This is a genomic window from Aureibaculum luteum, assembly GCF_003449015.1.
GTDB lineage: Bacteria > Bacteroidota > Bacteroidia > Flavobacteriales > Flavobacteriaceae > Aureibaculum > Aureibaculum luteum.
Map to the genome: position 1 here is coordinate 647,760 of NZ_QRGD01000002.1, position 24,211 is coordinate 671,970.

Below are 24,211 nucleotides of genomic sequence, written 5' to 3' on the forward strand. Positions count from 1 at the left end.
TTCGCTTCATTTCTAATGCAGGCTCAAGAACCAGTATCTGTACATTTATCAGAAAAAGATGGTTTACCTGATAAAGAATTCTATAGTATTCTCGAAGATGAAAATGGTTTTATTTGGCTTGGTGCTGATAAGGGGTTGTATAGATATGATGGTAAAACATTTAAAAACTACAACAGTGAAAAACAACTCGGGTTATCTGTTTTTAATATTCAACAAGCCCCTTCTGGTCTTATTTGGTGTAATAATATCTCTGGACAATTTTTCTATGTTGAAAACAATAAATTAAACCTATTTATAGATTTAGGTAAACAGTTAAATGGTCAATTAGCAGATTTTATAATAAAAAACGAATATTTATATATACTTACGTTAAAGAAAATTTATAAAGTAAATTTAAAGACCAAAAGTATAGAATACAACCAACCGGTAACACAAAGATATGGATCAATATTTAAAATTGATGATTGTATTTATTATGAAAACTTAAATTCAATAGTACCGATAGTTTCTGAGAAAAAAAATGAATTAACAAATCTAATGTCTTCCCGTGAAGAATCTGATACTATAAACAATTATAACAAAAACACTAAAATTTTTAAAGTAAGTGCTAACCTTGTTTTTAGACAAGATAATTTTAATTCAAATCGTTTTTATTCAATAAATAAATCTAAAAACACTTTAAATTTAATACATCAATTCCAAGTTTTATCTAAAGAAAGAATATACAATACTTTTGAAAATAATAAGGAGATTTGGTTTGCCACAAGTACTGGTGTATGGGTTTTTGAATTAAAAAGAAATCATTTTTTTCTAATCAAACGATTTTTAAAAGATAGAAATGTTACTAATATATTAAAAGATAAAGATGATAATTATTGGTTTACTACATTAAATAATGGAATTTATGTAATTCCAAATATTACTATAGAAACATGTATTATTACAGAACCAAATAAAAATATTAGCAGCTTAGATATTGTCAATGATAGTACGCTTGTATTTGGAAACACAAATGGGAATATAGGGTTTTATAATACAAATACGTATGTTGAAAAGATTATAAAGCTACCCTCAAAAGACAGAGTATCTACACTTAAATACCTCTCAAATAGTAACACTGTTTTTATCAGCAAAGATCTAAGTGCTTATTCTTTACATATTAATTCATTAAAATTAACTAAAATTGAAGGGGCCAGAACAGCAAAAAGTTTAACCTTATTGAACAATGATAATTTACTCTTCACGAGTTATAACTCAGCGATTGCACTTGAAAAAAGTAATTTTAAAAATGAGAAAAAATATATTTCTGGAGAAAAAAGAACTTATGCTTCATTCTATAATAAAATAAATAAAACCGCATATATCGCTTTTGTTGATAACCTAGTCTCTTATGACAGTAATTGGAATTCTAAAAAAATTCTTTTTAATAACCAGCCCATTTACGGTAAATCTATAACAGAAACAGCTAATGGCACATTATGGATAGCAACATTTAAAAATGGCGTATTAGGCATTAAAAACGATACAGTTATACAGCATTACACAACCAAAAACGGACTAACATCCAATAATGTTCTTATGCTTAAGGCAGACCAGAATAAATTATGGATTGCCTTGGGAAATAGTATTCAAGTATTGGATGTTGATTCAAAACAGTTAAAAACATTAACTAAAAGCGATGGTGTTTTATCTTATGACGTTTCTGGTATTGAAATAGTACGTGAAAAAGTATATTTTTCATCATCACAAGGGTTGTTTTCAATACACAAAGACCAATCATTTAAAACCCAAAATGCTGATGTATATTTTAATAAATTGGAGATCAATGAAAAAAACACAATAATAACCTCAAAATACAGCCTTAAATATCATCAAAATGCTATAAATATTGGTTTTAATGTTAATGGTTTTTTATACAATCAAAAAAGAAAATATAAATACCGATTAAAAGGCTTTAACAATACATGGTTAACTACAGATATTGGAGTGAATTCAGTTAAATACAATAGTTTACCTACTGGTAAATATACCTTTCAAGTACAACCTATTTTAGATAATAGGTTAGGTGAAAACAAGATGAAATCTTTAATCTTTACTATAAGAAAGCCTTTTTGGAAAACATGGTGGTTTCTTGTTGGTTTATGTATACTGATTTTAGGAAGCACTATTTTGTATTATAGAAAGAAAATAAAAATTAAAGAACACGAACGCATAACACAATTAGAAAAAATATCTTTAGAAAAAGAATTGATCAATTTGAATTTAACGGCACTTCGTTCACAAATGAATCCACATTTTATATTTAATTCCTTAAACTCAATACAAGATTTAGTCCTTAAAGAAGATACCAATGCGTCATACGATTATATTGTCTTATTTTCGAAACTGATACGAAACACATTAACATACTCTAATCAAGATTTTATTCCATTGGAAAAGGAATTAGATTTTTTAAATATTTATTTACAATTAGAAAAACTTCGTTTTGGAGAATCATTTAGCTACAATATTCACTTTGAAGGGAATGAGAACTTAGAAGTCCCTTCTTTACTGATCCAGCCCTTTATAGAGAATGCCTTAGTCCACGGTTTGCTGCATAAAGTAGGTGAAAAGAAACTAAGTGTTATTTTTAATTTTACAAATAGTGTTTTACAATGTACTATTACCGATAACGGGATTGGTAGAAAAAAGGCTGAAGAAATTGCCAATCGTCAAGGTAATCTTCACGAATCATTTGCTTTACAAGCTATTGAAAAACGTTTAGAAATCTTTAAAAAACAATACAATCAAAATATTGGCTTTACCATTAAAGATAGTTATACCAATGAGAATGTAAAAGGTACAACAGTTGTTTTAACGATGCCATTTAAAAAACAATTTTAAGTTCTATTCAAGAATTTAATAAAACGCTTCTAGTTAACTTATGTACCTTTTTAGGTGCTTACCTAATCTAAAGAGATTTTCCAATTTTAAAAAATCACGCTGCAATACAGCGATGCGATACTTGTTTTATGATTACTCATACCCTTATTTAAAATGAACAATAAATTGAACTAACTCATACTATTCATTAGTTTTCATTATAAATTCTTCCGTTAACAAACCCAAATTGCCATTCACAAACTGCTTGAAAGTAAAGATATTATATGGCCAATTGAGGCGTTAAACTAAAACGAAAAACCAAATAGTAATTAATAAATTAAAAAAGATGAAAAAATTAAAATTAGGAGTATTGTTTAGCGTATTAAGTTTAACAATAATGAGTTGTAGTAGTGATGATCCAGATTCACTTACTACTGCTAATATTACCAAAAGTATTGATGAGAACGCCGCAGATGGTGCTGTTGTAGCTACAGTCTCTGGCACATCAAATGCTGGTACGGTTTCCTTTAGTATTTTAAACCAATCACCTGCTGGAGCTATGACTATAAATGCAACTACGGGTGACTTGACAGTTGCAGATGCAACTATTTTCGATTTTGAAACAAATCCAGAAATAACAGCGGAAGTACAAGTGTCCACTGAAAGTCTTATTGAAAATTCAAGTGTAATTATAAATTTAAATGATATCGATGATATCGAATTTTTACTATCTACTTCTAAAAATACTTATAAAAATGCCTCTGATGGAAATTGGGTAGCTATAACAGCAGCTGAATACAATAATTTAGAAGATAAACTAAATGAAGTAAGTAGAGCAGGTGCAAGTGAGGCAGAATTTAACAGTACCACTGCTTCTGAAGAAGGAGGTTCCTCTTCTTTTACCGTTTCAAAAAATAATTCTGGACAATTCATCTCTAAATCCGTATCTCCTTCAAAAACAGCAACGACAACTATTCCAAATGGAGGGTATTTGATTGCTTTTAAATATGAAGTAAATCCATATGGCGGAGCAATAACTGATGCTAAGGTAAAACAATCTAGTACTTCAAATTACAGTGGTTTTGCTAATATAGGTGGTAGCTTACCATCACACACAAGTACTGACGCAGAAACATTCTATTTTGTATTGAAAGGAAGCACTACTGCAACAACTGCAGTAGGCCATATGGCATTTTACAAATCATCATCAAATTCAACACTTTTTAAGCGAATCTCAAGGACTTCTTATTACTATTCAGGTTCTGATTCGAACATATTAGGTTCAGGAGCTTTTGATGGTGGCGGAACAGGTATTGTTTGGTTGCAACAAGGTTTGTGTACCACACAAAAGCAATGGTAATTCACAATATAAATATCGTGATTTAAAAAATTAAAAAGCAGGTTCGTTCTTACGAATCTGCTTTTTTGTTATATGATAACTATAGGAAATGAGTAACAAAACCTAACAGAATCTGTTACAAGAAAGGTGAAAATAGTGAAAGAGTAAAACCATAGTTACTAAGAATATAAAATCAAAAAGATCCCCACTAAAATTCCCGTTAATGGTACCAATTTTTTGCGTTTATTTTGTTCTTTAAACACAAGGCCACCAATTACAACAGCGATAATCAATTGACTCCGTTTTATAGCTGATAGCAACATAATTAAAGCTTCAGGATCTTGCAACGCTTTAAAATAAAAATAATCAGCTGCTTGTAACAAAACACCAACGGCTACAATTGTCCAACGCCATTTAAATGCCTTACGTTTTTCCTTATAGGGAAACCATGTTATCGATAAAATGACTAATAAAATTAAAATGGTATACCAACAAAACCAAAATTGTAGAGTTTGCGGATTCAAAGTTAAACTCTGAATTAAAAACTTATCGTATAAACCACTAGCTGCCCCTAAAAAAGTAGCGGCAATAATGGCATAAACCCATTTATTACGCTTAAAATGGATTCCTTCTTGCTTTCCTATTTTAGAATAGAGCATTACAGAAAAAATAATAAGAAAAAAACCAATCCATTGTAAAAACTTAGGCGTCTCATTATAAATTAAAATTGCACCTATAAAGGTAAAAAAGGGTCCTGCTGAACGTATTGGGGTTACTATAGTTAATGGCAAATGTTTTAAAGCTTGATATGCTAAAATCCATGAAGCTGCCATTATCATCGACTTAATAAAAATAAAACCATGAGTTTCCCATGGAATACGTGTAATATAAAAACCCAATTCTTTCGTGCCTTCTGGAAAATAAACCGAACCGATAAAAAAGGGGAGAAGAATTAGAAAACCAGAAGTAATGGTCCCCAACAACACAGGAAAAACTTCGTTTCCTTGTACCGCATGTTTCTTACATAAATTATGTAAACCTAAAAAAAGTGCGGCCAATAAGCCCAAATACATCCACATGCCGCGAATATAGTTTTTTAAGCCACTTTAGACTTGGAAAATGAAGTGTTTTTTTACCAAATTAAAGATCACAAAAAATATCCTATTTTAAAGAGATAGACATTAATTTACAACCCTAATTTGTTTTCAAAATTATAAATTATTCAAATTTATAAGGCTGTTCTGCAGTTACGGAAGCATTTAGCAATTGATTAAAGGTTCTAATGGTATTAAAATCCTTCGTTATGGCTTCAGATACTGCTATTCCTGCAATTCCTGTCGCTAAAATATCTGCAACATCTGCTGTGGTAATTCCACCAACACCAATTATGGGAGTTTCTGTTTTTAATGCTTTAAGTAGTGTAGTATATCCATCTAGCCCTAAAACAGAAGGTAGGTTTTCTTTAGTTGTGGTAAATCGAAAAGGACCTAAACTAATATAATCAACTTCTTTAGCAAGTAATGCTTCACAATCTTGCACTGTATTTGCCGTACCGCCAATAAGCTGCCAAGTATATAAGTGCTTTCTAGCTTCTGTAGCACTGGCATCTGTTTTCCCTAAATGTACACCATCAGCTTTTACTGCTTTTGCTATTTTATAATTATCATTAATAATTAATCGCGTTTGAAAATGAGCTGTAATTTCCCTAGCCTCTTCAGCAAATTTCAAATACTTTTTTTCTGAAATATTCTTTAACCGTAATTGCACCAATTCAGAACCTGATGTACATGCTTTTTGGATATGCTCTAAATGGGCTGCTGGAGTAATGCCTTGAGAAATATAATGAAGTTTAGGTATAATCATAGTTGTGTATTATAGAAAAATAGAGTTAAAAAAAGAGGTCTATTTTTTTTAAAATCCTAAATAGAAATTGTTTTTGAATGTTCCATAAAACTAGACTTAAAACGTTTTAAAACGGAATGTGTTTTTTCACAGTAAAACACATACTGACATTTAGTAATACTCTGAGTCACTGTTAAAAAGGCATCATACGACGAACTTTTGGCTAAAAATTCAGCATTATCTAAGCTAAAGAGTTGTAATTGCGAAGTGTTTACGCCATTTAATAAAAACAACTTTTTTAATGTTCTTGGAGTAGAAATAAGAATATCTACACCTTCATAAATTTCTGACTTTTGCACATCAATATGAAGCTGATCATACCCCACATAAACACGTAATCCACTGTTTTTTGTGAATTTTAAAAAAGCATCATACATGGCTAAGGCTATTTCCTTATTCTCTACCAAAACCATAGCTCTAGGTGAATCTCCTTTGGGTTCAAAATTTAACTTTTGTAGGGTGGTAAGAATCAGAGTGGTTGTTTTTCCACTATCTTTTGGGGCCAATCCATAAAGATTTGCACCACTTTTTATAACAGGAATACTCTTGCCTTGAAATGGAGTAGGAGTACTAATTTTTTGAATTTCTAACTTCTCTTGAATGTCGGAATGTAATTTTTTAAAAGGCATAGAAACTAATAAGATTACTTTTTAGTGTAAGTTCGAGTGCCATGCAATTTTGCTGGTATCGAGAACATAATTGAGGCAAATATACTACTAAATGCTCGTTTTTTTTTCTATTGAGCATTTATACAGGGTAATTTTCTGGACAAATGACTCTGTGGATATTTATCAAATAAAAAAGAAACAACAAGTTCGTAAACTATTGCGTAACTTTAATGACAATTATTCTATTCAAATCTAGCAGGTAAATGACTTCGTTCGTTATTTATAAAATTAAGAATAGTGAGGTGTGGTACTCAAATTTATGAAAACAATTCATTAAAAATCAGGAACTATGTTACAACATGTTTTATTAGAACGTGAAATATACACATCAGAAGAGCATAAAATGATGCAAGCCATGATTCAAGATTTCATCAAAAATGAAATTATTGACCATCTCGATGATTGGGAGAAAAAAGGAATGGTTCCAAGAGAACTTTGGGAACGAGCTGGTGCATTGGGTTTACTGTGTATGGATATGCCTGAAGATTATGGTGGAAGTGGACTGGACTTCAGCTTTAACGCCCTGTTTATTGAAGAAATGGCGAAAGAAGGCATCACAGGTCCCGGTTTTTCATTGCATTCAGATATTGTTGCTCCCTATCTCTTAAAATATGGTACTGAGGCTCAAAAGCAAAAGTACCTGCCACAAATGGCAACAGGCAAATTCATAACATCTATTGGCATGACGGAACCTAACTGTGGTAGCGATCTTAAAGCCATCAAAACAACGGCGGTAAAGAAAGACGATCATTATGTGGTAAATGGACAAAAAACATTTATAACCAATGGTTTTATGTGCGATATGTCTATTGTCGCTGTAAAAACGAATTCGGGTACAGAAAAAGAGGGTGTGTCGTTGTTAATTATGGAAAGTAGTTATGAAGGTTTTGAAAAAGGAATTCCTTTCAAGAAAATAGGAATGAAAGCCCAAGATACTTGTGAATTATTTTTTGATAATGTAAAAGTTCCTAAAGAAAATTTATTAGGAGAAGAAGGATTGGGATTTAAAATAATGATGACCGAATTGGCTAGAGAACGTTTAACCGTAGCACTTAATGCTATTGGTGGGGCAGAAGGAGCCATAGAAAAAACAATTGCCTATACATCTACAAGAACCGCTTTTAAACAACCCATTGCTGGATTTCAAAATACACAATTTAAACTTGCAGAATGCACTTCACAATTACAAATACATCAAACTTTTTTAGATCGCTGTACGCTATTATTAGCAGCCCATCAACTGACGTCAGAAAGTGCCTCCATCGCAAAGTATTCAGCAACAGAAATGCATGGTAACGTAGTAGATGAATGCCTACAATTGTTTGGTGGTTATGGATATATATGGGATTACCCAATTGCTCGAATGTATGCCGATAATAGAGTCGCAAGAATTTACGCAGGCACCAATGAAATCATGAAAATATTGATTGCTCGTGGTTTATTTAAAGAATTGTTCCAAGAGCTAAAAAAAGCCAAGAAAAAGCCTTTTTAACCTATAAAGAAGTTAAAACACACTAAGATTTTACGACTACGAGAATAGACCTATTTTTTTAAAACTTGTCCTTTTTCCTCTAAGGCATTTTTAAGCATTTCATAGTCCACATCTTGTACGGCTACATTGTTGTCAATAGCCAATACTGCTGCTACCGCTGAAGATTGACCTAAAATCATAAAAACAGGTTCCATTCGCATAGACCCAAAGGCAATATGACTTGACGATACACAAACTGGGACCAGTAAATTTGTACACTCCTCCTTTTTCGGTACTAACGCACCGTATGAAATGGCATAAGGTCCTTTAGTGTTCACACCAATATCGCCTTCATTTTGAACAAAACCATCAGCTTTTATATACCGCTGCGTATTATGAGAATCCATAGTATAAGATCCCATTCCTATCGGATTTGGAGTCGGTCGTTTTTTTAACAATTCGTTTTCTGTCATTATAAATTGCCCTATCATTCTCCGTGCTTCTCTCACATATATTTGGTGTGGCCAGTTTCCATTATCTGTAAATTCGTCTTTTGCTAAACCCCATTTTTGCATTTCCATTTGAATATCCTTAGGTATCCTTGGGTCATTGGCTACAAACCAATAAAAGCCTTTTTGATAATCTTCATGTTCCTTTATGATCTCTTTTCTTCGGTCGTACGAGGCTTCTGGATAATCATAATTCATTCCAATATTGTCACTACTCAAAGGACCGTGGTTATTGGTATCTGTTTTGTAATTGGGAATGCCATCAAATTTTTCAAAAAAATCATCGCGTCCCGTTGCCAATGATCTTGCTAATAATTCATATTGCAGCGGGTCATAGTTTTCAGGCTTTGGAAACGGTACCTTGTTGGCTTCATGATTCGTCATGCATGTTCTAAAACAATAGGCCTGAATTTTATCATCACCATCATGTTTATTTCCAGGAGATACTGTAGAAATTCTTGGCAATACACCACTTGTATCATCACCAGGAACTACATAAGGTGAAATATCAGATAAAAACCAATGTTTATGATGTAAAACACCTGTTTGAACACCATTCCATTCTTCATTATATACGCTTCCAGCTTCTCTACCTACGTGATAACTTACACCTGCGGCTGCCATTAAATCACCCTCATAGGTAGCATCTAAGAACACCTTTCCAGAATATGTTTTACCACTCAAGGTGGTTATTGATATAATTTTCCCATCTTCAACTTCAACTCCATTTTCACGATTAAGCCATTCATCTCTCTCTACTTGAACACCATATTCTTTAACAAAATCTTCAAAAATAAGCTCAGCCACATGTGGTTCAAATATCCACATGGTGCGACTTTCACCATCCATCGCTCTCGTACCTTGCCCTTTATTACCATACCCCTCTTTTGGTTGCCAATTCCATGCTTCATTGGTATTGTAATGCATATAAACCCTATGATAAAAATCTCTCGACAACCCTCCAATAACACTTTTATCACCGGTATCAGTCCACCCTAGACCACCAGAAGTTAACCCACCTAAATGGATATCAGGTGAAACTACAATAACAGATTTACCATATTTTTTAGCTTCTACCGCAGCAATAATAGCAGCAGAAGTACCTCCATAAATAATGATATCTGCAGTTGAATCAGAATCTTTATTTTGGCTAATTATTGAATTTGGAAACGTTAATAATAAGGTTAGGAACACGACGAAAACGTAGGTGATTTTTCTCATAACCCAAAGATACTAAATACTGAGTACAATGGTATCTTTACATCAAAATGTACTGATCTAAAAAAAATGGGAGGGAAGTTGAATTTTTACAATCTCAAGAATCTTCACTTTCGCGAATAAAAGAGATAGTCTAATTAAGTTTAAGTTGGACTCAATTGACATCGTAAAAAAATAAATTATAAAATACTATTAATTAGGATTTTATCTTAATTGACTTCAACTTAATTATACCTAAAAAATTCAATAATTTTATAATCAAATAGGTTACATCTACCTCATACCATTTTACACCAAAATTGGCTCTACTTGCATATTTATGATGGTTATTATGGTAGCCTTCACCCATCATTAAAAAATCAAAACGAAAGAGATTCTTACTCGTATTTTTCATTTTAAAATTCACATAACCATAAATATGACCGAACCAATTAATGATAACCCCATGAATAGGTGCCATTAAAAAAGCGACAGGTAATAATAACCATTGCCATAATGCTGTGGTAAAGAAAACGAAAAACAAAGTATAAAGTACCAACCACAATACTCTAGAAAAGCGTGAGCTTGCAAAATTATCAAACCCTTTCCATTGCGGAACGTTTTTGGTAAAACGCTCTTCAATAGTAATACGTTCTTTATTAATATCTTGGTAAATGGTTTTTGTTTTCCACATCATCGCAAATAAATTGGCATCATAAGAGGGCGAGTGCGGATCTTTTTCTGTATCTGTATACGCATGATGTATACGATGCATTATTCCATAACCATATGCACTTAAATAACTAGAACCTTGAAAAATCCAAGTTAACACAAATGTAATACGTTCCATGGTTTTAGACATGGTAAAAACTTGATGAGCGGCATAGCGATGTAAAAAGAAAGACTGAAAAAACAGACTTCCATACCAGAGCACTAGAACGAAGATAATTATCGTCATAACTTTTTTTTCAAAGATAATTTGATAATCTGAGCTAAACAATGAACCCAAATCAATAAATGACATGTTATGGAAAGCTCAAAAAGAACAATAATTGATCTTACAAACGTTTCCTAATCCTGCTCAAGGCCTGTGCTGTAACCCCAATATAAGAGCTGACATATTTTAATGGCACTTCCTTTAAGAGTTCTGGACGATCCTTAAACAATTTCATATAGCGTTCTTCTGCCGATAAATTTAATAAGTTCTGTTCGCGTTTAGATTTTATTAAAAAGAGACGTTCAGCAGTCAATCTACCAATCAGATTTCCTATTTGTGTCGTTTTATAAACGTCTTGTAAATCATTATAGCTAATACTCACTAGGGTAGTTTCTGTAAGTGCCTGAAGTTCATAAGCCGAAGGTTTCTGAGTCAAAAACGAATCATAAGCACTAATAAACTGATTTTCAAAACTAAAGCCAAAAGTGATTTCTTTTTCTGGATTATCTTTTGGAATATATAAGCGTACCACACCAGATTCAATAAAAGAGATATGATTCTCTATTTCATTGAGTTTTAAAAACACCGTTTTCTTCGGGATAACCCTACGATGTAGTTTTGACATAAAAAACTCCCAATCAAATTTAGAGAGGGTAGCAATTTGATCTAAGTGAGCTTTTATTTGTTCCAAAACTTTTAATAATACTTATTTAGCTGACAAATATAGGTTTTCTCTGTAGTTTTTTATCTTATTTTTTCAACTTACTATTCTGCCTTTTCCCAAGCTTCTTGTAAATACACCAAGTCCTTTTTTATTCGTCTTAAAACTTCTTTTTGGGGCATCGTAATTTTATCAAGGCCTTGTTCTGCACCACCTAAATCATACTCAACATGTAATGAAACAGGTACATTGATTTCATATTTTTTAAGTAATGAAAAATAAAGTTTAAAATCAACCATACCTTCCCCTAAAGGCACATTAATGGGCTCCCATTTACCATCTACAACGCCCCACTTTACATCTTTAATTACAATAGAATTAATCAACGGTTTTATACGCCGTAATCCCAGCTCCCAACACTCGCCACCTTCAACAACAGCATGCCTGATATCGTATTGGCTTCCCATAAATTTGCCATTGGTGGCTTCTAAAATAGGGAGAAGATCCCAGATAGGTGCACCTACATTCATTCCTGAATTATTTTGATAGCCACCAATAAGTCCTAATTTTTCATTGAGTATTTCCAAATCTTTGGCCTGTCGTCCATATAAGGCTTGACTTTCAGTAATGGAGATATCTTCTGGGTACTTCAACCAATTGGTACGATAATTAGTAAAACCTAAGGTACTTGCCGTTTCCAGCACTGTTTTTTGCACTGTGATGTTCGCATCCCAAACATTGGTGGACATCATTTTAGGTTGCAGACCGTGTTTTTTCATAGCCTCCACCGCTTTCGGTAAATCCTCTTTTACATTTTCTGGCAACACATGTCCTTTGGGGCGTACTGTCAAATCGATTCCATCAAATCCCATTTCTACAGCAGCGGCTGACATATCGTTATAATTAAGAAATTGTAAGTGTTTGGAAAACAAGTGCACATTAAGAGGTGTTGCCATTGACGAATCTATTTTTTCTAATCCATTTTGAAATGATAATAATGGAATACTTGCAAGCCCCAGTGCTGAAAGTTTGGCAAACTCCCTTCTAGAATAATTAGTTGAATCTGAACTCATTTTGTGGTGTAATTAGTTTGTGATTTTATATGGTATGAAGTTAATTATTTTTGATGGGCTTTTCAAGTTTAACATTGAGATTTAAATTGCACAATTCTTATTTTTTTACTGAATTCATGAAAATAAAAACTTGTTTACTCCTAAAATATAATTACAGTATTAAATTTTAGCATGTTAATAATAAGATGTTTAGAAAATTAAAATAGTATTAAATGAGAATATTTCCATATATTATCTACCATTTTAAAATCTACCACTAATTAAAAAATACCAAATTTAGTAACAATTCGGAAGCATTTGTAACGATATTGATTTACTAGTTAAAGTAATTTGAATTAAAAAAATGAAAATGTCAAAAATGAAAGCTTCAATACGTAGGAAATATGGCTCGTCAAATCAAATTAAGGTTGAGAATATTGAAAAACCTATTCCGAAAGACAATGAGATCTTAATTAAAGTTTATGCAACTACGGTAAATAGAACAGATTGTGCAAACCTTACCGCTAAGCCCTTTATTATGAGATTTGTATTAGGATTGTTTAGACCTAGAAAAATCATATTGGGGACAGATTTTGCAGGTGAAGTAAAATCAATAGGAAAAAATGTAAAATCATTTAAAGTTAATGATACCGTATTTGGATTTAACGATACAGGTTCAGAATCACAAGCTGAATATATAATAGAAACGGAGGAAAACGTATTTCTTATTCCAGAAAACATAGACTATAAACAAGCGGCTGCAAGCTTAGAAGGAGCCAATTATGCTTATACGTTCATTCATAAAGTAACTATCCAACCAGATCAAAATATTCTAATAAATGGGGCTACTGGTGGCATTGGTTCAGCTCTCTTGCAATTTGTAAGACAATATGATGTCAAAATAACAGCAACCTGTAACACTAAAAACGTCAATCTAATGCAGTCTTTAGGTGCTGATAAAATTTACGATTATACTGAAAAAGACTTTACAGATGACAATGATACATATGACTTTATATTTGATGCAGTTGGCAAAAGCACATTCGGAAAGTGTAAACCTTTACTAAAAAAAAATGGGATTTATATATCATCCGAGTTAGGTCCCTATTCCCAAAATATTTTTTACGCTTTATTCACTTTAGTATTTAAAAAAAAAGTAATCTTTCCTGTTCCCTATAGCAAGCAGAAAACAATACCTTATATAAGCAATCAATTGGCTAAAGGAAATTTCAAACCCGTAATTGACCGTGAATATGTCTTGGAAGATATATCTAAAGCTTACGAATATGTGCTCAAAGGAGAGAAAACAGGAAATGTAATAATCAATGTTTAAAAATGTAAATAAACTAAAAAAATGGTAACTTAATAAGTAACTATAGGTCTTTTAAAAAAATATCAAGAACAAAATAGTAGTGAAAATTTAAAAACCATTACCTAAACAAACCAAGTGAAAGGAGTCTGAATAAGTAATAAACAACTAGATGTATTATATTTTATTACTTGCTTTAGTGTAGTGATAAACTTGAAAAAAAATATGCAAACCATAGCCATTTTATACCAAGCAAAACTTCCTCCAATTAGAAATGGCAGTCAAAAACCAATGAAACCTGGAGGATATGCTGATAGCGGTGCAGATATTGCCTGTGAACTCGTAAAGAATGGAAAAAATATCATTACACCTGTTGATAATCCTAAAATTGAAAATGATTTGGATTGGGTTTTTCCGGACACAAAAAAAGGAATTCAAAGGGCATTAGATAAAGGAGCAAACACGCTATGGTTAAATACTGTTTTATACAAAAACCATGAAGTAGAGCACTTCTTTAATCAAAATATTGAATTTTTGGGTCAATTTCCTAGTCAAGTAGATCTTTACGATGACAAATATTTTACGAATATGTTTTTAAGAAAAAACCAAATTAGTATTCCTGAGTGTAAATTGATTTCAGTCGAAAACTTGTCTGATTATACATTGGAAATTGATTTCCCAATAGTTGTTAAGCCTTTGAGAGGACGAGGCAGTCAAGGGGTTCAATTAGTTGCAAATCGCAAAGAATTAGACAAAATACTTAACAAAATATTCTCAAAAAAAGAATACGGAAATTCGATATATGTCGAACAATTTTTAAGTGGCCAAGAAATAACGGTAACGGTAATGCCAACTGGTAATTATAAAATTAACAAACTGGAAAAGAGTTATAAGAAACCTTGGTGTCTTCCTGCCGTAAAAAGATTTAACCACGAAAACGGTATTGCAACTTATAACGGTGTTGTGGCCGTAATGAAAAATAGTTCTGTGCTTAATGATAATGAATTAAAATCCAATAAAATTGAGGAAGTTTACCGACAATGTGAAAAAGCTGGTCAATTATTAAATATCAAAGCACCAATACGAATAGATTGTCGTGCAAATGAAAATGAAAATTATTTTTTGTTCGATTTAAATATGAAACCCAATATGACTGGACCGTCAAGACCACATAGACAGAATCAAGATAGTTTGACCTTATTGGCTGCTAGAAAAATGGGTTGGAATTATATCGATTTACTGAATAATATGCTTCAACAGGCCTGGAAATACTAATTCATAAAATATCAAATAACTATAGTGTGTAGCGATAGAAAACCTTCATAATTTCTTTATCAAAAAAACAAAAGTATGAAAGCATAGGCCTTCTATATTACAAATCATTAATTATCGTTCTTCGTCTGCTTAAAAAGTTTAGCCTGTTCTAGAATTTCAATAGTTACTCCGGTAATATTATACAACAAACTATATTCTATACGTATTTCTTCTTCCTTTTTACGATGTAATTGTGTTCGTATTTCTTCTAAATTTAATGCAATAATATTTATTTCGCTATTATCTGTCGTTGCTAACCAATCAAAAGCTTCATCTAAGGCATTTAAAATGTGATTTTCAAATGATACTAAATTTAAAGGTTGTTTATGTTGACTTCTATGGGCACCAAGTGCGGACAAGTAAGAAAGTAACGCGTGATTTAAATAGGTTAATCTAAATGCTGTTTTTTTAAGTTTTTGATGTTTTTGAGGATCTAATTGCATGTTTTGCCAAGCCATAACTAATGCATTATCAGCCCTATGTGCTTCTCTTCTTACAATTCTATAGTTTAAATCATCAGTGACTGGATTTTTATATTCATTTAAAATGGCTTTTAAATAGGCTGTGTTTTTAAGAATAACTTCACTTATTAGGTTGGGTAATTTTTTGTATTGCCAATCTGGCCATAAAAAACGTACCACTAAAAACGAAATAAAAGCACCTATCAACGTGTCTATTAATCGAGGTGCCATAACATCAACCCCTTTATCAGCAATGATATTAAAAGCACACAACACAAAAATGGTAATAAAAATGATACTGATGGAATACTTGCGTTTCATCCAAAAGAAAAATAAATAAGCAGAAGTCAGCATTAAAACGATTTGCCCTGAAAAAGTGAATAATTTGATCACTAAAATACCAATTATCACACCTGCCAACGTGCCTGAAATTCGCTGGAAAAGTCGTTTTCTAGTCTCACTATAACTCGGTTGTAATACAAATAAAATGGTAAGGACAATCCATTCTCCTTTCTCAATATTAAAATACTTATATATGGAATATCCAATTAAGAAAGAAATACTTAATCGCAACGCATAAAGCATTTTAGGGTAATTTATATTAAGTTGTAGTTTAAAGCGTTTAAAATAGGAAAGTGTGTTTTTTTCTAACTTAGGAAATGACAACGTATCATAATTTTTGTGAATATTTTTTAAAGTTTCATGAGACTGGGTTAAATTACGAATCAATAACTTCATGGGAAGTGACAATTTTTGCTCATTATTTTTAAATGAATTATGAACGGCATTGATTAACCAATCTATAGCGACAGGGTGTACATAAGGCACACCTGTCAATAAACTAGTTGCAAAACTTTGGGTAGCAGTAGAGAGCTCATGTAATAATTGACGAATGCCACCAATTAATTCATCATTTGAAGGATTGGCACTTAGTAAATCATAACGTTCGTGACTAGAAGCAGCACGTTCATGCAAACTCTGCAACACCATAAAATAATACAAATAGGGCTGTAACGGTTTCTCATCGGTTAGTGATTCACCGTAACTATTTAACACCTCTTTACATCTGTCTAATGCTTCAACGGTTTGCACATTTAACAGTGCCAGTTTTGTTCTAATTTCTTTTACAGCAGCTTTATCACTTGGAAAAAGTTTAGATTTCTCATTTAAATATAAGGAAAGAGCAGAAAAACCTCTTGCCAATTGTTCTTCTAATAGACTATAGGGCTTTAAACGTAATAATAAGTATGAAAACATTCCATAAATAAAAGCTCCAGCGGTTAGTAAAATGGGTTGGATATACCAATTTGGACTAATTTGAGTCCCAATCATCGTATAAATACCCACCAACAAAGCACCAAAGGTTACGCCCCTAAAACGCTCACTAACGCCTCCAATTAAAATAAAAACAATGGTAGATAATGAGAGTCCAATACCCAATAAAATAGGATATGGTTGTAACAATTCTACCGAGAAACTTGATATTGCAAAACTAATCACTTTTAAAGCCATTGACTTTAAGCGTCCCTTCGGATGATCATCCGTTTCAGACAGAGCCCCTGCAAGTGCCCCTAAACCTAAAGTAACTGCATAAAAAGGCAAGTTTAGACCCACCATTAAAATCACAAGAACTCCAATAACAAAAGTTGCTTTAACGGATGGTAATCGATTTGGGTTGCTTAAAAAAGAAGTTCTAAATGAAGTAAACCAAGATTGTTTTTTTAAATAAGAAGTAAGATGCTTCATTTTAAAATATATAGGCGTAAAAAAATTTTAATGGACTGCAAAATTAAACAATAGAGCTTAATAACGAACAGTAATTGCTACTTTTCATTTCCTGAAAATAACTATTAAATAAATAGTGGTAAAGGTTCTCTTTTAGTGAATAACCTGATTCTTGATTTACACATGAAGTAAATTGTGAATAAAAGGCAATAGGAGTAAAATACTAGGTTTGGTACAATCTCCAAAGAAAAAACCTGTCAAAACAATTGTTTTGACAGGTTCTAAGTACTTCTTTATAATTAATTCTTTCAAATACAATTCTTAAAATAAATTAAACTCTTCGGAATTGCATAACTTTTTTACTTTTTAGCCAATTTATTAAAATGATAGGTAATTCCGAAATTAATACCGAAGGAAGAATACGGTACTTTTTCTGCCAGTTTTTTAGAGGTATCAGTATTCGTATGAGAAAGGTTATCAACATACGTTGTTTCTTTATAATATCCATCAGGTAAGTTATCTAGTGAATACAAACTACTTACAGCAACGGTACCATCTGCTAAAACAATATCCGTGTTAAATTCTTGAATTTCAGAATCTTTACGTTTTAAACTAATTCCATAATATTCTGCTTCCGCAAAAACACTCAAATTAGTAGTTAATTGATATTTATAACCTAGAGCACCCACAAAACCCAAAGGGAATTGCCCATGAAAATCTTCTACATAATTGGTCTGAGAATAAGATCCAAATGGCACACCAACAGCATTAGCTTCTTCTTCCGAAAAAACAGATTTATTAGACACCACAGCTTCTGTTTTACCAGCTACTTTTATCAACGCACCAAAACGACCATAAATATTATTGGTAAATCTATACACTACAGAAGCAGAACCTCCAAAAGCACGTGCTCTACCAACGGCCTCAACCTCGTTACTGGGTAGGCTAACTTTAGATACGGTTTGATCTGTACCTTGCAAATATCCTAAACCTACATCAACACCAAATGATTTATTAAAGAAATAAGTTCCTCTGATTTGAAAATTTACACCTTCACCATAACTTCCATAAGAGCTTTCCGATTCAGATATATTAATGGTTTCACCTAGCTTCATGGTTGCACTACCAATAGCATAGCCAGAACTAACAGAAACCTGTAATTGAGCATAAGACATTGTACCTATTAAAAGGGCCATAAACACTATACTTATATGTTTCATGATTATTTAATTTATATGATTATTTCTTTTTAAATGATTGAAATAAGAGGCTTATTTACCACAAATTCAAATAGACTACAAAGGTACTTTTTTTATGATTTTTAAACAGATTTACGAGCTCTATTTTTCCTTATTTTATGTTAAAAAAAACGTTAAAAATTGAATGTGATTGCTAGTTACTGTTTAACGTACAGCATATTAATTCGTTATCTTTTTTACACATTTATTATTGTTTTTATAAGGAGTTCAAATACACATGGAGAATCGACATTTTCATAGTTGCTGTAGTCTATAAAAATGCAGAAATCAGATGTCACTTGAAAATAATTTTCTAAAAAAGAAGAAGAGGAGGGTAGGAATTTTATTTCATTAGCTGTTATAATTACAACAAACCATAAATTATTACTTTGTTTTATTAAATTTTCTATAAACAAAGCGTCAACATCATATAATCTCAAATAATATGAATACAAGAAATCTTAAAAAACTCGCTTTATTATTAGTTATCGTTCTTTTTAACTATGAATTTATCAATGCTCAATCATTTGATCCTATTGATAAAGCACCACATGACATTTCTTATTTAAGAACCAATAGAGTAACCAAGCCTATCATAAAAGTAATTTATGGTCGACCTTCAAAAAACAAACAAGAAGTTTTTGGCAATCAAGTTCCTTATAATAAAATATGGAGAACTGGTGCCAATGAAGCTACTGAAGTTAAATTTTACAAAGATGTTGTTTTTGGTGGTGTAAATATCCCTTCAGGTACCTATGTTTTGTATACCATACCTGGTGAAGATGAATGGGAAGTAATTTTGAGTAGTAATTTAGATGTATTAGGTTCATTTCAATACAATCCTACCTTTGATGTTGCAAGAATTTCAGTCCCTGTAGCTAAAGCAGAAATGTTAGAATCATTTTCAATAGCATTTAAAACAAAGAAAGAAACCACTCAAATGGTGTTGGGATGGGATACTACAAGAATAAAAATACCATTAACCATAAATAATGAAGAGGCATTAGCTCAGCTATAGTAGCTAAACAATAATTAATAAATCAATACGAAGAAGCCATCTCAAAAATGAGGTGGTTTTTTTGTGCTTAAAATAGACCCCATTTCTATTTAAATAGCCCCTCTTAGATTGACGAAAATAAATGAAAAGTGATTATCTTTGTATACGTCTAATGCGTAAGATTACTAATTACAATACGACTACTTTCATCCCAATCCATTACGACGGAAAACACTTCAATTATGAAAACAAAAAATACCAAATACTCCATCTTAGACCTCGCCTTAGTTTCTGAAGGACAAACGCTTACACAAACATTTAATAACAGCTTAAAATTGGCTCAACATGCTGAAACAGCTGGTTACACACGTTATTGGTTAGCAGAACATCACAATGCGTCAACTATTGGCAGTAGTGCCACCTCTATTTTAATTGGTTATGTTGCCCAAGGAACCCATACACTTCGCATCGGTTCTGGTGGTATTATGTTACCCAATCATTCGCCACTAATTATAGCGGAGCAATTTGGAACCTTAGCTTCTTTATATCCCAAACGAATTGATCTAGGTTTAGGGAGAGCTCCGGGTACAGACAGAGAAACCGCAGCAGCTATCCGCACAGATTTTATGCAAGCGGCACAATCCTTCCCCAACGAGTTGGAAAAAATTCAGAGATACTTTTCAACTGCCAATGCTACTTCTAAAGTACGTGCCACCGTTGCAGAAGGTGTTGATGTGCCTATCTACATTTTAGGCTCTAGTACAGACAGTGCTCATTTGGCAGCAAAAAAAGGATTGCCTTATGCTTTTGCTAGTCATTTTGCGACTACGCATTTAGAAGCTGCTCTAAAAATTTACCGTAATGAGTTTCAGCCTTCAGAAGTATTACAAAAACCATATGTTATGGCGGGAGTAAATATTATCGTTTCCGATACTGATGAAGAAGCTCAACGCTTGTCAACCTCATTAATACGATTGATTGTAGGCATATTTACCGGTAATCGTGACTATGTTAAACCTCCAACAGACCTGACCAATGATTTAAAGGAGATTTTGAAACATCCTCAAGTGCATCAAATGTTAAAGTATTCTTTTATTGGCAGTAAAGCCACCGTTAAAGCTCAGGTTAAAGCATTTATGGAGCAAACGGAGGCAGATGAACTTATAGCGGTTACTAATATTTATGATGCACATGACAGAATTAAATCGTACGAATTATTTGCAGAAATAATGAAGGAATTGAATATATAAATAAAAAGACGCTAGTCATCATAACTATCTGTACGGATTCACATCTTTATTAAACCATAACAAATAAAGGTTTGTAACAAGCGAATATAAATGCGTTATACATACTCCATAAGAATGCACTTATATTTGATTCATAAATAACAAGTACCTGAATTTAAAATTTTAGTACAACAACAAGAAAACTCCATAAATGTATAAATTGATTATTCTTACTTTAGTTAATCTATGTTTAATTTCTAATAGTTATGCCCAAAAAAGCAAGAAGACTGTTATTAAAGATCCTGTATATGGAAAAATTAAAATAATAAAAGTTTACAATTCTGACGGGACTGTTTGGCGTGAAATGAAAACGTACAAACACAATAAAAGAGAATATAAAGAAGATAAAGTCTACTATCATGGTACCAAAATGATTCAATCTATAGATCATAGAATTGATGGTAAAAAAGAAGGTATCCAATTTTGGTATCATAAAAACGGTGCTGTTTTGTCTGAAATAAATTGTGTGAATGGACGATGGTTTGGTCCATTTAAAAGGTATCATGAAAATAAGCAATTACGTGAAAAAGGATATTATAATGAGAATGCAAAATTAGAAAAAGAATATATATGGTATAATGAAGATGGCAAGTGGATTGATAAACTAGAGTATCTAAATGGTAACATAAGTACGGGTGTTACTAGAGATTTTAATCTCAGGGGCGATTTGATTGAAAAATGCACCTATAGTGCAGCTTATAAAGATTGCGAAGAAAGAAGTTATGCCAATGATGATACGCATGATTATGGGGCATATGAATATAAAACGACTATCATTAACTATAGAACAAATAGATCAGGCTTAAGGAACTATAGACGGCATGGAGCTTATAAAGATTTTTTTGATGATGGTACACTGAAAAAGGAAGGCACTTATATAGAAGATAAAATAAGTGGCATATGGACAACCTATGATAAAAAAGGAAGAGAACTATATAAATGTGATTATAGCAACGATACACTTGTAACGTGTATCAATAAAAGATACAAAGAAAAACTGACCTATGAATCTATTGCTATAAATGGTAGTTTAGAGGGACCTTATACTTCCTATTACGAAAATGGGAATATAAAAGAAAAAGGCAATTTTAAAAAGAATGAATATCATGGAATTGTAAGCAAATACAATGAAGAGGGGAAAATAGAAACGGAAGTTGAATATGCAGATGGAAAAATGCTTCTTGCCAACATTTTTTTTACCAATGGTAAACTCCACAGAAAAGTAAGCTTCAAAAATGAAATGCCCTATAACGTTCTAGAGTGCTACAATATAAAAGGAAAAAGAATACATAGTGGTAGCTTAAAAAATGGATCTGGAACCTTAATTCTATATGATTTAAAAACAGGTGCATATAAAGAGACTGCGAAATTGTAAATAGGGATTTTTTTGTTTTCACGAGTAACCCATATTTATGATGTAAATAATAGAATTAAATGTTATGAATAATTTGCAGAAATAATGCAGGAGTAGAATTTATAAATAAAAGAAATAGACCCCAACATGACGAAACCTAAGACGCTAGACTTTATATCATTCAGTATGTATTCACATCGCTCTACAATCCTATCAAATAAAGGTTTCTAATTAGCAAAAAGATATCTTCAATACAAGAGGTCATTCCTAAAATGTCAGAATTGACACTCTAATTATTAATTCCTAAAAAGCACAACCTGTTGGTAAAGGTGCTACGCTAGCCAAATTTTGTAAAAAACCCTCATCCAGTGTCGTTGATTTAAACCCTTGATCTACGGAGCCTTTAAAGGCTAGTATTCCGTAACCAGAAGTATTCATATGAGCTCTAATAATTACAATTTGAGTACTGGATATCTCTATGGTTCCTCCAGATCTTACAAAAGGCTGTTCATTTACGTGACTATGGTCTAAAATTCTGCGGTACAAAAGCGTACCATCTTCTGCAATAACTTCCCACCAATCTGCATATTGATTACAACCAGTATCCGGACTAGAAATACCAACACTAAAATTGTAGGCATTCTCGGTACCTGAAGAAACTACACTTACAATAGCTACCAATTTATCATTTTCGTTATTTATAGGTTCCTCTTTAGTGGTACAAGCACTAAGAATTATAGATATACTAAAGAAAATAGAAAGTATCATTTTCATATTTTTATTTTATATAAAGATAAACAAAACAGGAGAACATACAGAATTTAGAAATTTTATAATATATAGGTTAGCACAAAGTTAGGGTAGAGGTGAAGTTGAACATATGTTTAATTCAACTATAGAATTTTAGTTTAAACATCTATTTAAGAGATTCAATAATTGCTAGTTCATCAAAGTTTATAAAATAATTATCTTTAAGCCAATAATCAATATAAAAGTATACGTTTATACAATAATTAGCAACAGCCTGAAAACAATAATTATCAAACTATTTACAAACACATAAATCAATACTATTAAAAACTAACCTTATCATGAAAAACATTTTTATCGGATTATTTCTGACTTTCAATTTAGCTTGTTTTTCGCAAACTCAAGCGGAAATGAATAAACAAGCCAATGCAGAATTTAATGCATCTGACAAGATATTAAATGAAACCTACAAAACGATTTTATCAGAATATAAGACAGATCCCTCTTTTCTAGAGAATTTAAAAAAATCGCAACGCATATGGATACAATTTCGTGATGCAGAAATGGAAATGAAATATCCAAGTCACAGTGAATATGGTTCAGTCCATCCAATTTGTCGAGCTTCTTATATGAAAGAATTAACTGATAATCGAATTAAAACCCTTCAAAAATGGATTGTCGGTGGAGAAGAAGGAGATGTCTGTAATGGATCAGTTAAAATTTTAGAAAGTATTAGTACTGATACGATGGAAAAAGCATCTATAAGAAAAGATGGGTCAATTTGGATGACAGCCAACATGAAAAAAGACCATCGTATTTTCGGATATGCAAAGAAAGATGTGTATTCAGCAAAAATGATTTTACTATCTATTTTTACCAATGAAGTAAAAAACAATCCGTTTGATTGCAAATACGGAGCGTTTTATGACACCAACGAAATGAAAGATTTGAAATTAAAGTATGTGGCTACTGAAAATGACTTTTTACGAATTGAGATCCTTAAAGCAGGTAAGAAAATTGATGAAGTTTATATGCTAAAAAAATGGTTTGAGTTTGAAGAAGAATAAAAAGCCAGTTGCAAATAGTATAAAACCACAGCCAATCTATTAACTTTGGTCAATGGACAACCTTGGTGGTATATTTAAAACGTACAGCTTTTATAAGTAACGTAAGCAA

At 31.9% G+C, this 24,211-nt stretch carries 19 protein-coding genes; 9 read left to right on the forward strand and 10 right to left on the reverse strand.

What is annotated here, in order from left to right; all coding sequences use genetic code 11:
• The first annotated feature begins 15 nt into the window (after nucleotides 1-15).
• Nucleotides 16-2,883, forward strand: a complete 2,868-nt coding sequence (locus D3P13_RS08040) for a sensor histidine kinase (protein WP_117880960.1) — start codon at nucleotides 16-18, stop codon at nucleotides 2,881-2,883.
• Between the two features lie 325 nt (nucleotides 2,884-3,208).
• Nucleotides 3,209-4,222 (forward strand): cadherin repeat domain-containing protein, encoded by a 1,014-nt coding sequence (locus D3P13_RS08045; RefSeq protein ID WP_117880963.1) that lies wholly within the window; start codon nucleotides 3,209-3,211, stop codon nucleotides 4,220-4,222.
• Nucleotides 4,223-4,380: 158 nt separating this feature from the next.
• Here the strand turns inward: D3P13_RS08045 and D3P13_RS08050 are convergent, their stop codons facing one another.
• From D3P13_RS08050 to D3P13_RS08060, 3 genes are all read right to left on the reverse strand, one after another.
• Complete coding sequence (locus D3P13_RS08050) at nucleotides 4,381-5,280, reverse strand: EamA family transporter (protein WP_117880966.1); 900 nt, start codon at nucleotides 5,278-5,280, stop codon at nucleotides 4,381-4,383.
• Nucleotides 5,281-5,419: 139 nt separating this feature from the next.
• Nucleotides 5,420-6,064 carry a thiamine phosphate synthase gene (gene thiE, locus D3P13_RS08055; RefSeq protein WP_117880969.1) on the reverse strand — a complete coding sequence of 215 codons (645 nt, stop codon included), beginning with the start codon at nucleotides 6,062-6,064 and terminating at the stop codon, nucleotides 5,420-5,422.
• 56 nt (nucleotides 6,065-6,120) lie between these two features.
• Entirely contained in the window at nucleotides 6,121-6,732 is a 612-nt protein-coding gene (locus D3P13_RS08060; RefSeq protein ID WP_117880996.1) for a DEAD/DEAH box helicase, read from the reverse strand.
• 328 nt (nucleotides 6,733-7,060) lie between these two features.
• On the opposite strand from D3P13_RS08060, the gene D3P13_RS08065 reads away from it, so the two are divergent.
• Nucleotides 7,061-8,263, forward strand: coding sequence for an acyl-CoA dehydrogenase family protein (locus D3P13_RS08065; RefSeq protein WP_117880999.1), 1,203 nt, complete (start codon nucleotides 7,061-7,063; stop codon nucleotides 8,261-8,263).
• A gap of 50 nt (nucleotides 8,264-8,313) precedes the next feature.
• On the opposite strand, the gene D3P13_RS08070 is transcribed toward D3P13_RS08065, so the two are convergent.
• The 4 genes from D3P13_RS08070 to D3P13_RS08085 form a co-directional block, all read right to left on the reverse strand.
• Nucleotides 8,314-9,972, reverse strand: a complete 1,659-nt coding sequence (locus D3P13_RS08070; protein WP_117881002.1) for an FAD-dependent oxidoreductase — start codon at nucleotides 9,970-9,972, stop codon at nucleotides 8,314-8,316.
• A 193-nt stretch (nucleotides 9,973-10,165) separates the two neighbouring features.
• Complete coding sequence (locus tag D3P13_RS08075; protein ID WP_117881249.1) at nucleotides 10,166-10,906, reverse strand: acyl-CoA desaturase; 741 nt, start codon at nucleotides 10,904-10,906, stop codon at nucleotides 10,166-10,168.
• A 100-nt stretch (nucleotides 10,907-11,006) separates the two neighbouring features.
• The gene (locus D3P13_RS08080; RefSeq protein ID WP_117881005.1) at nucleotides 11,007-11,576 is read right to left on the reverse strand and encodes a Crp/Fnr family transcriptional regulator; all 570 of its coding nucleotides are present in this window, start codon (nucleotides 11,574-11,576) and stop codon (nucleotides 11,007-11,009) included.
• Nucleotides 11,577-11,650: 74 nt separating this feature from the next.
• On the reverse strand, nucleotides 11,651-12,619 hold the full coding sequence (locus D3P13_RS08085) for a sugar phosphate isomerase/epimerase family protein (RefSeq protein WP_117881008.1): 969 nt from the start codon (nucleotides 12,617-12,619) through the stop codon (nucleotides 11,651-11,653).
• Nucleotides 12,620-12,968: 349 nt separating this feature from the next.
• Between D3P13_RS08085 and D3P13_RS08090 the strand changes: the two genes are divergently transcribed.
• Together D3P13_RS08090 and D3P13_RS08095 are read left to right on the forward strand one after the other, a co-directional pair.
• A complete protein-coding gene (locus tag D3P13_RS08090) occupies nucleotides 12,969-13,931 on the forward strand; it encodes an NAD(P)-dependent alcohol dehydrogenase (protein ID WP_232829155.1) in 963 nt (320 codons plus the stop codon).
• 201 nt (nucleotides 13,932-14,132) lie between these two features.
• On the forward strand, nucleotides 14,133-15,182 hold the full coding sequence (locus tag D3P13_RS08095) for an ATP-grasp domain-containing protein (protein ID WP_117881255.1): 1,050 nt from the start codon (nucleotides 14,133-14,135) through the stop codon (nucleotides 15,180-15,182).
• 107 nt (nucleotides 15,183-15,289) lie between these two features.
• On the opposite strand, the gene yccS is transcribed toward D3P13_RS08095, so the two are convergent.
• The gene (gene yccS, locus D3P13_RS08100) at nucleotides 15,290-17,428 is read right to left on the reverse strand and encodes a YccS family putative transporter (protein WP_117881011.1); all 2,139 of its coding nucleotides are present in this window, start codon (nucleotides 17,426-17,428) and stop codon (nucleotides 15,290-15,292) included.
• A 338-nt stretch (nucleotides 17,429-17,766) separates the two neighbouring features.
• Nucleotides 17,767-18,627 carry an outer membrane beta-barrel protein gene (locus D3P13_RS08105; RefSeq protein ID WP_117881015.1) on the reverse strand — a complete coding sequence of 287 codons (861 nt, stop codon included), beginning with the start codon at nucleotides 18,625-18,627 and terminating at the stop codon, nucleotides 17,767-17,769.
• A gap of 463 nt (nucleotides 18,628-19,090) precedes the next feature.
• Between D3P13_RS08105 and D3P13_RS08110 the strand changes: the two genes are divergently transcribed.
• The 3 genes from D3P13_RS08110 to D3P13_RS08120 all read left to right on the forward strand — a co-directional run bounded on the left by D3P13_RS08110 (nucleotide 19,091) and on the right by D3P13_RS08120 (nucleotide 22,306).
• The gene (locus tag D3P13_RS08110) at nucleotides 19,091-19,663 is read left to right on the forward strand and encodes a DUF2911 domain-containing protein (RefSeq protein ID WP_117881018.1); all 573 of its coding nucleotides are present in this window, start codon (nucleotides 19,091-19,093) and stop codon (nucleotides 19,661-19,663) included.
• 221 nt (nucleotides 19,664-19,884) lie between these two features.
• Complete coding sequence (locus D3P13_RS08115; RefSeq protein ID WP_117881021.1) at nucleotides 19,885-20,892, forward strand: LLM class flavin-dependent oxidoreductase; 1,008 nt, start codon at nucleotides 19,885-19,887, stop codon at nucleotides 20,890-20,892.
• A 190-nt stretch (nucleotides 20,893-21,082) separates the two neighbouring features.
• The gene (locus D3P13_RS08120; protein WP_117881024.1) at nucleotides 21,083-22,306 is read left to right on the forward strand and encodes a toxin-antitoxin system YwqK family antitoxin; all 1,224 of its coding nucleotides are present in this window, start codon (nucleotides 21,083-21,085) and stop codon (nucleotides 22,304-22,306) included.
• A gap of 282 nt (nucleotides 22,307-22,588) precedes the next feature.
• On the opposite strand, the gene D3P13_RS08125 is transcribed toward D3P13_RS08120, so the two are convergent.
• Entirely contained in the window at nucleotides 22,589-23,053 is a 465-nt protein-coding gene (locus D3P13_RS08125) for a hypothetical protein (protein ID WP_232829156.1), read from the reverse strand.
• A gap of 323 nt (nucleotides 23,054-23,376) precedes the next feature.
• Here D3P13_RS08125 and D3P13_RS08130 point away from each other — a divergent pair, with 323 nt between their 5' ends.
• Nucleotides 23,377-24,102: a lysozyme inhibitor LprI family protein gene (locus tag D3P13_RS08130; protein WP_117881029.1), complete on the forward strand. Its 726-nt coding sequence runs from the start codon at nucleotides 23,377-23,379 to the stop codon at nucleotides 24,100-24,102.
• Nucleotides 24,103-24,211: the final 109 nt, after the last annotated feature.

Coding starts and splice junctions, on each gene's coding strand:
- D3P13_RS08120 (WP_117881024.1), top strand. CDS start 21,083: ATGTATAAATTGATTATTCTTACTTTAGTTAATCTATGTTTAATTTCT.
- D3P13_RS08115 (WP_117881021.1), top strand. CDS start 19,885: ATGAAAACAAAAAATACCAAATACTCCATCTTAGACCTCGCCTTAGTT.
- D3P13_RS08085 (WP_117881008.1), bottom strand. CDS start 12,619: ATGAGTTCAGATTCAACTAATTATTCTAGAAGGGAGTTTGCCAAACTT.
- D3P13_RS08065 (WP_117880999.1), top strand. CDS start 7,061: ATGTTACAACATGTTTTATTAGAACGTGAAATATACACATCAGAAGAG.
- D3P13_RS08045 (WP_117880963.1), top strand. CDS start 3,209: ATGAAAAAATTAAAATTAGGAGTATTGTTTAGCGTATTAAGTTTAACA.
- D3P13_RS08090 (WP_232829155.1), top strand. CDS start 12,969: ATGTCAAAAATGAAAGCTTCAATACGTAGGAAATATGGCTCGTCAAAT.
- D3P13_RS08040 (WP_117880960.1), top strand. CDS start 16: ATGCAGGCTCAAGAACCAGTATCTGTACATTTATCAGAAAAAGATGGT.
- D3P13_RS08125 (WP_232829156.1), bottom strand. CDS start 23,053: ATGATACTTTCTATTTTCTTTAGTATATCTATAATTCTTAGTGCTTGT.
- thiE (WP_117880969.1), bottom strand. CDS start 6,064: ATGATTATACCTAAACTTCATTATATTTCTCAAGGCATTACTCCAGCA.
- D3P13_RS08130 (WP_117881029.1), top strand. CDS start 23,377: ATGAAAAACATTTTTATCGGATTATTTCTGACTTTCAATTTAGCTTGT.
- D3P13_RS08050 (WP_117880966.1), bottom strand. CDS start 5,280: ATGTGGATGTATTTGGGCTTATTGGCCGCACTTTTTTTAGGTTTACAT.
- D3P13_RS08075 (WP_117881249.1), bottom strand. CDS start 10,906: ATGACGATAATTATCTTCGTTCTAGTGCTCTGGTATGGAAGTCTGTTT.
- yccS (WP_117881011.1), bottom strand. CDS start 17,428: ATGAAGCATCTTACTTCTTATTTAAAAAAACAATCTTGGTTTACTTCA.
- D3P13_RS08095 (WP_117881255.1), top strand. CDS start 14,133: ATGCAAACCATAGCCATTTTATACCAAGCAAAACTTCCTCCAATTAGA.
- D3P13_RS08060 (WP_117880996.1), bottom strand. CDS start 6,732: ATGCCTTTTAAAAAATTACATTCCGACATTCAAGAGAAGTTAGAAATT.
- D3P13_RS08105 (WP_117881015.1), bottom strand. CDS start 18,627: ATGAAACATATAAGTATAGTGTTTATGGCCCTTTTAATAGGTACAATG.
- D3P13_RS08070 (WP_117881002.1), bottom strand. CDS start 9,972: ATGAGAAAAATCACCTACGTTTTCGTCGTGTTCCTAACCTTATTATTA.
- D3P13_RS08110 (WP_117881018.1), top strand. CDS start 19,091: ATGAATACAAGAAATCTTAAAAAACTCGCTTTATTATTAGTTATCGTT.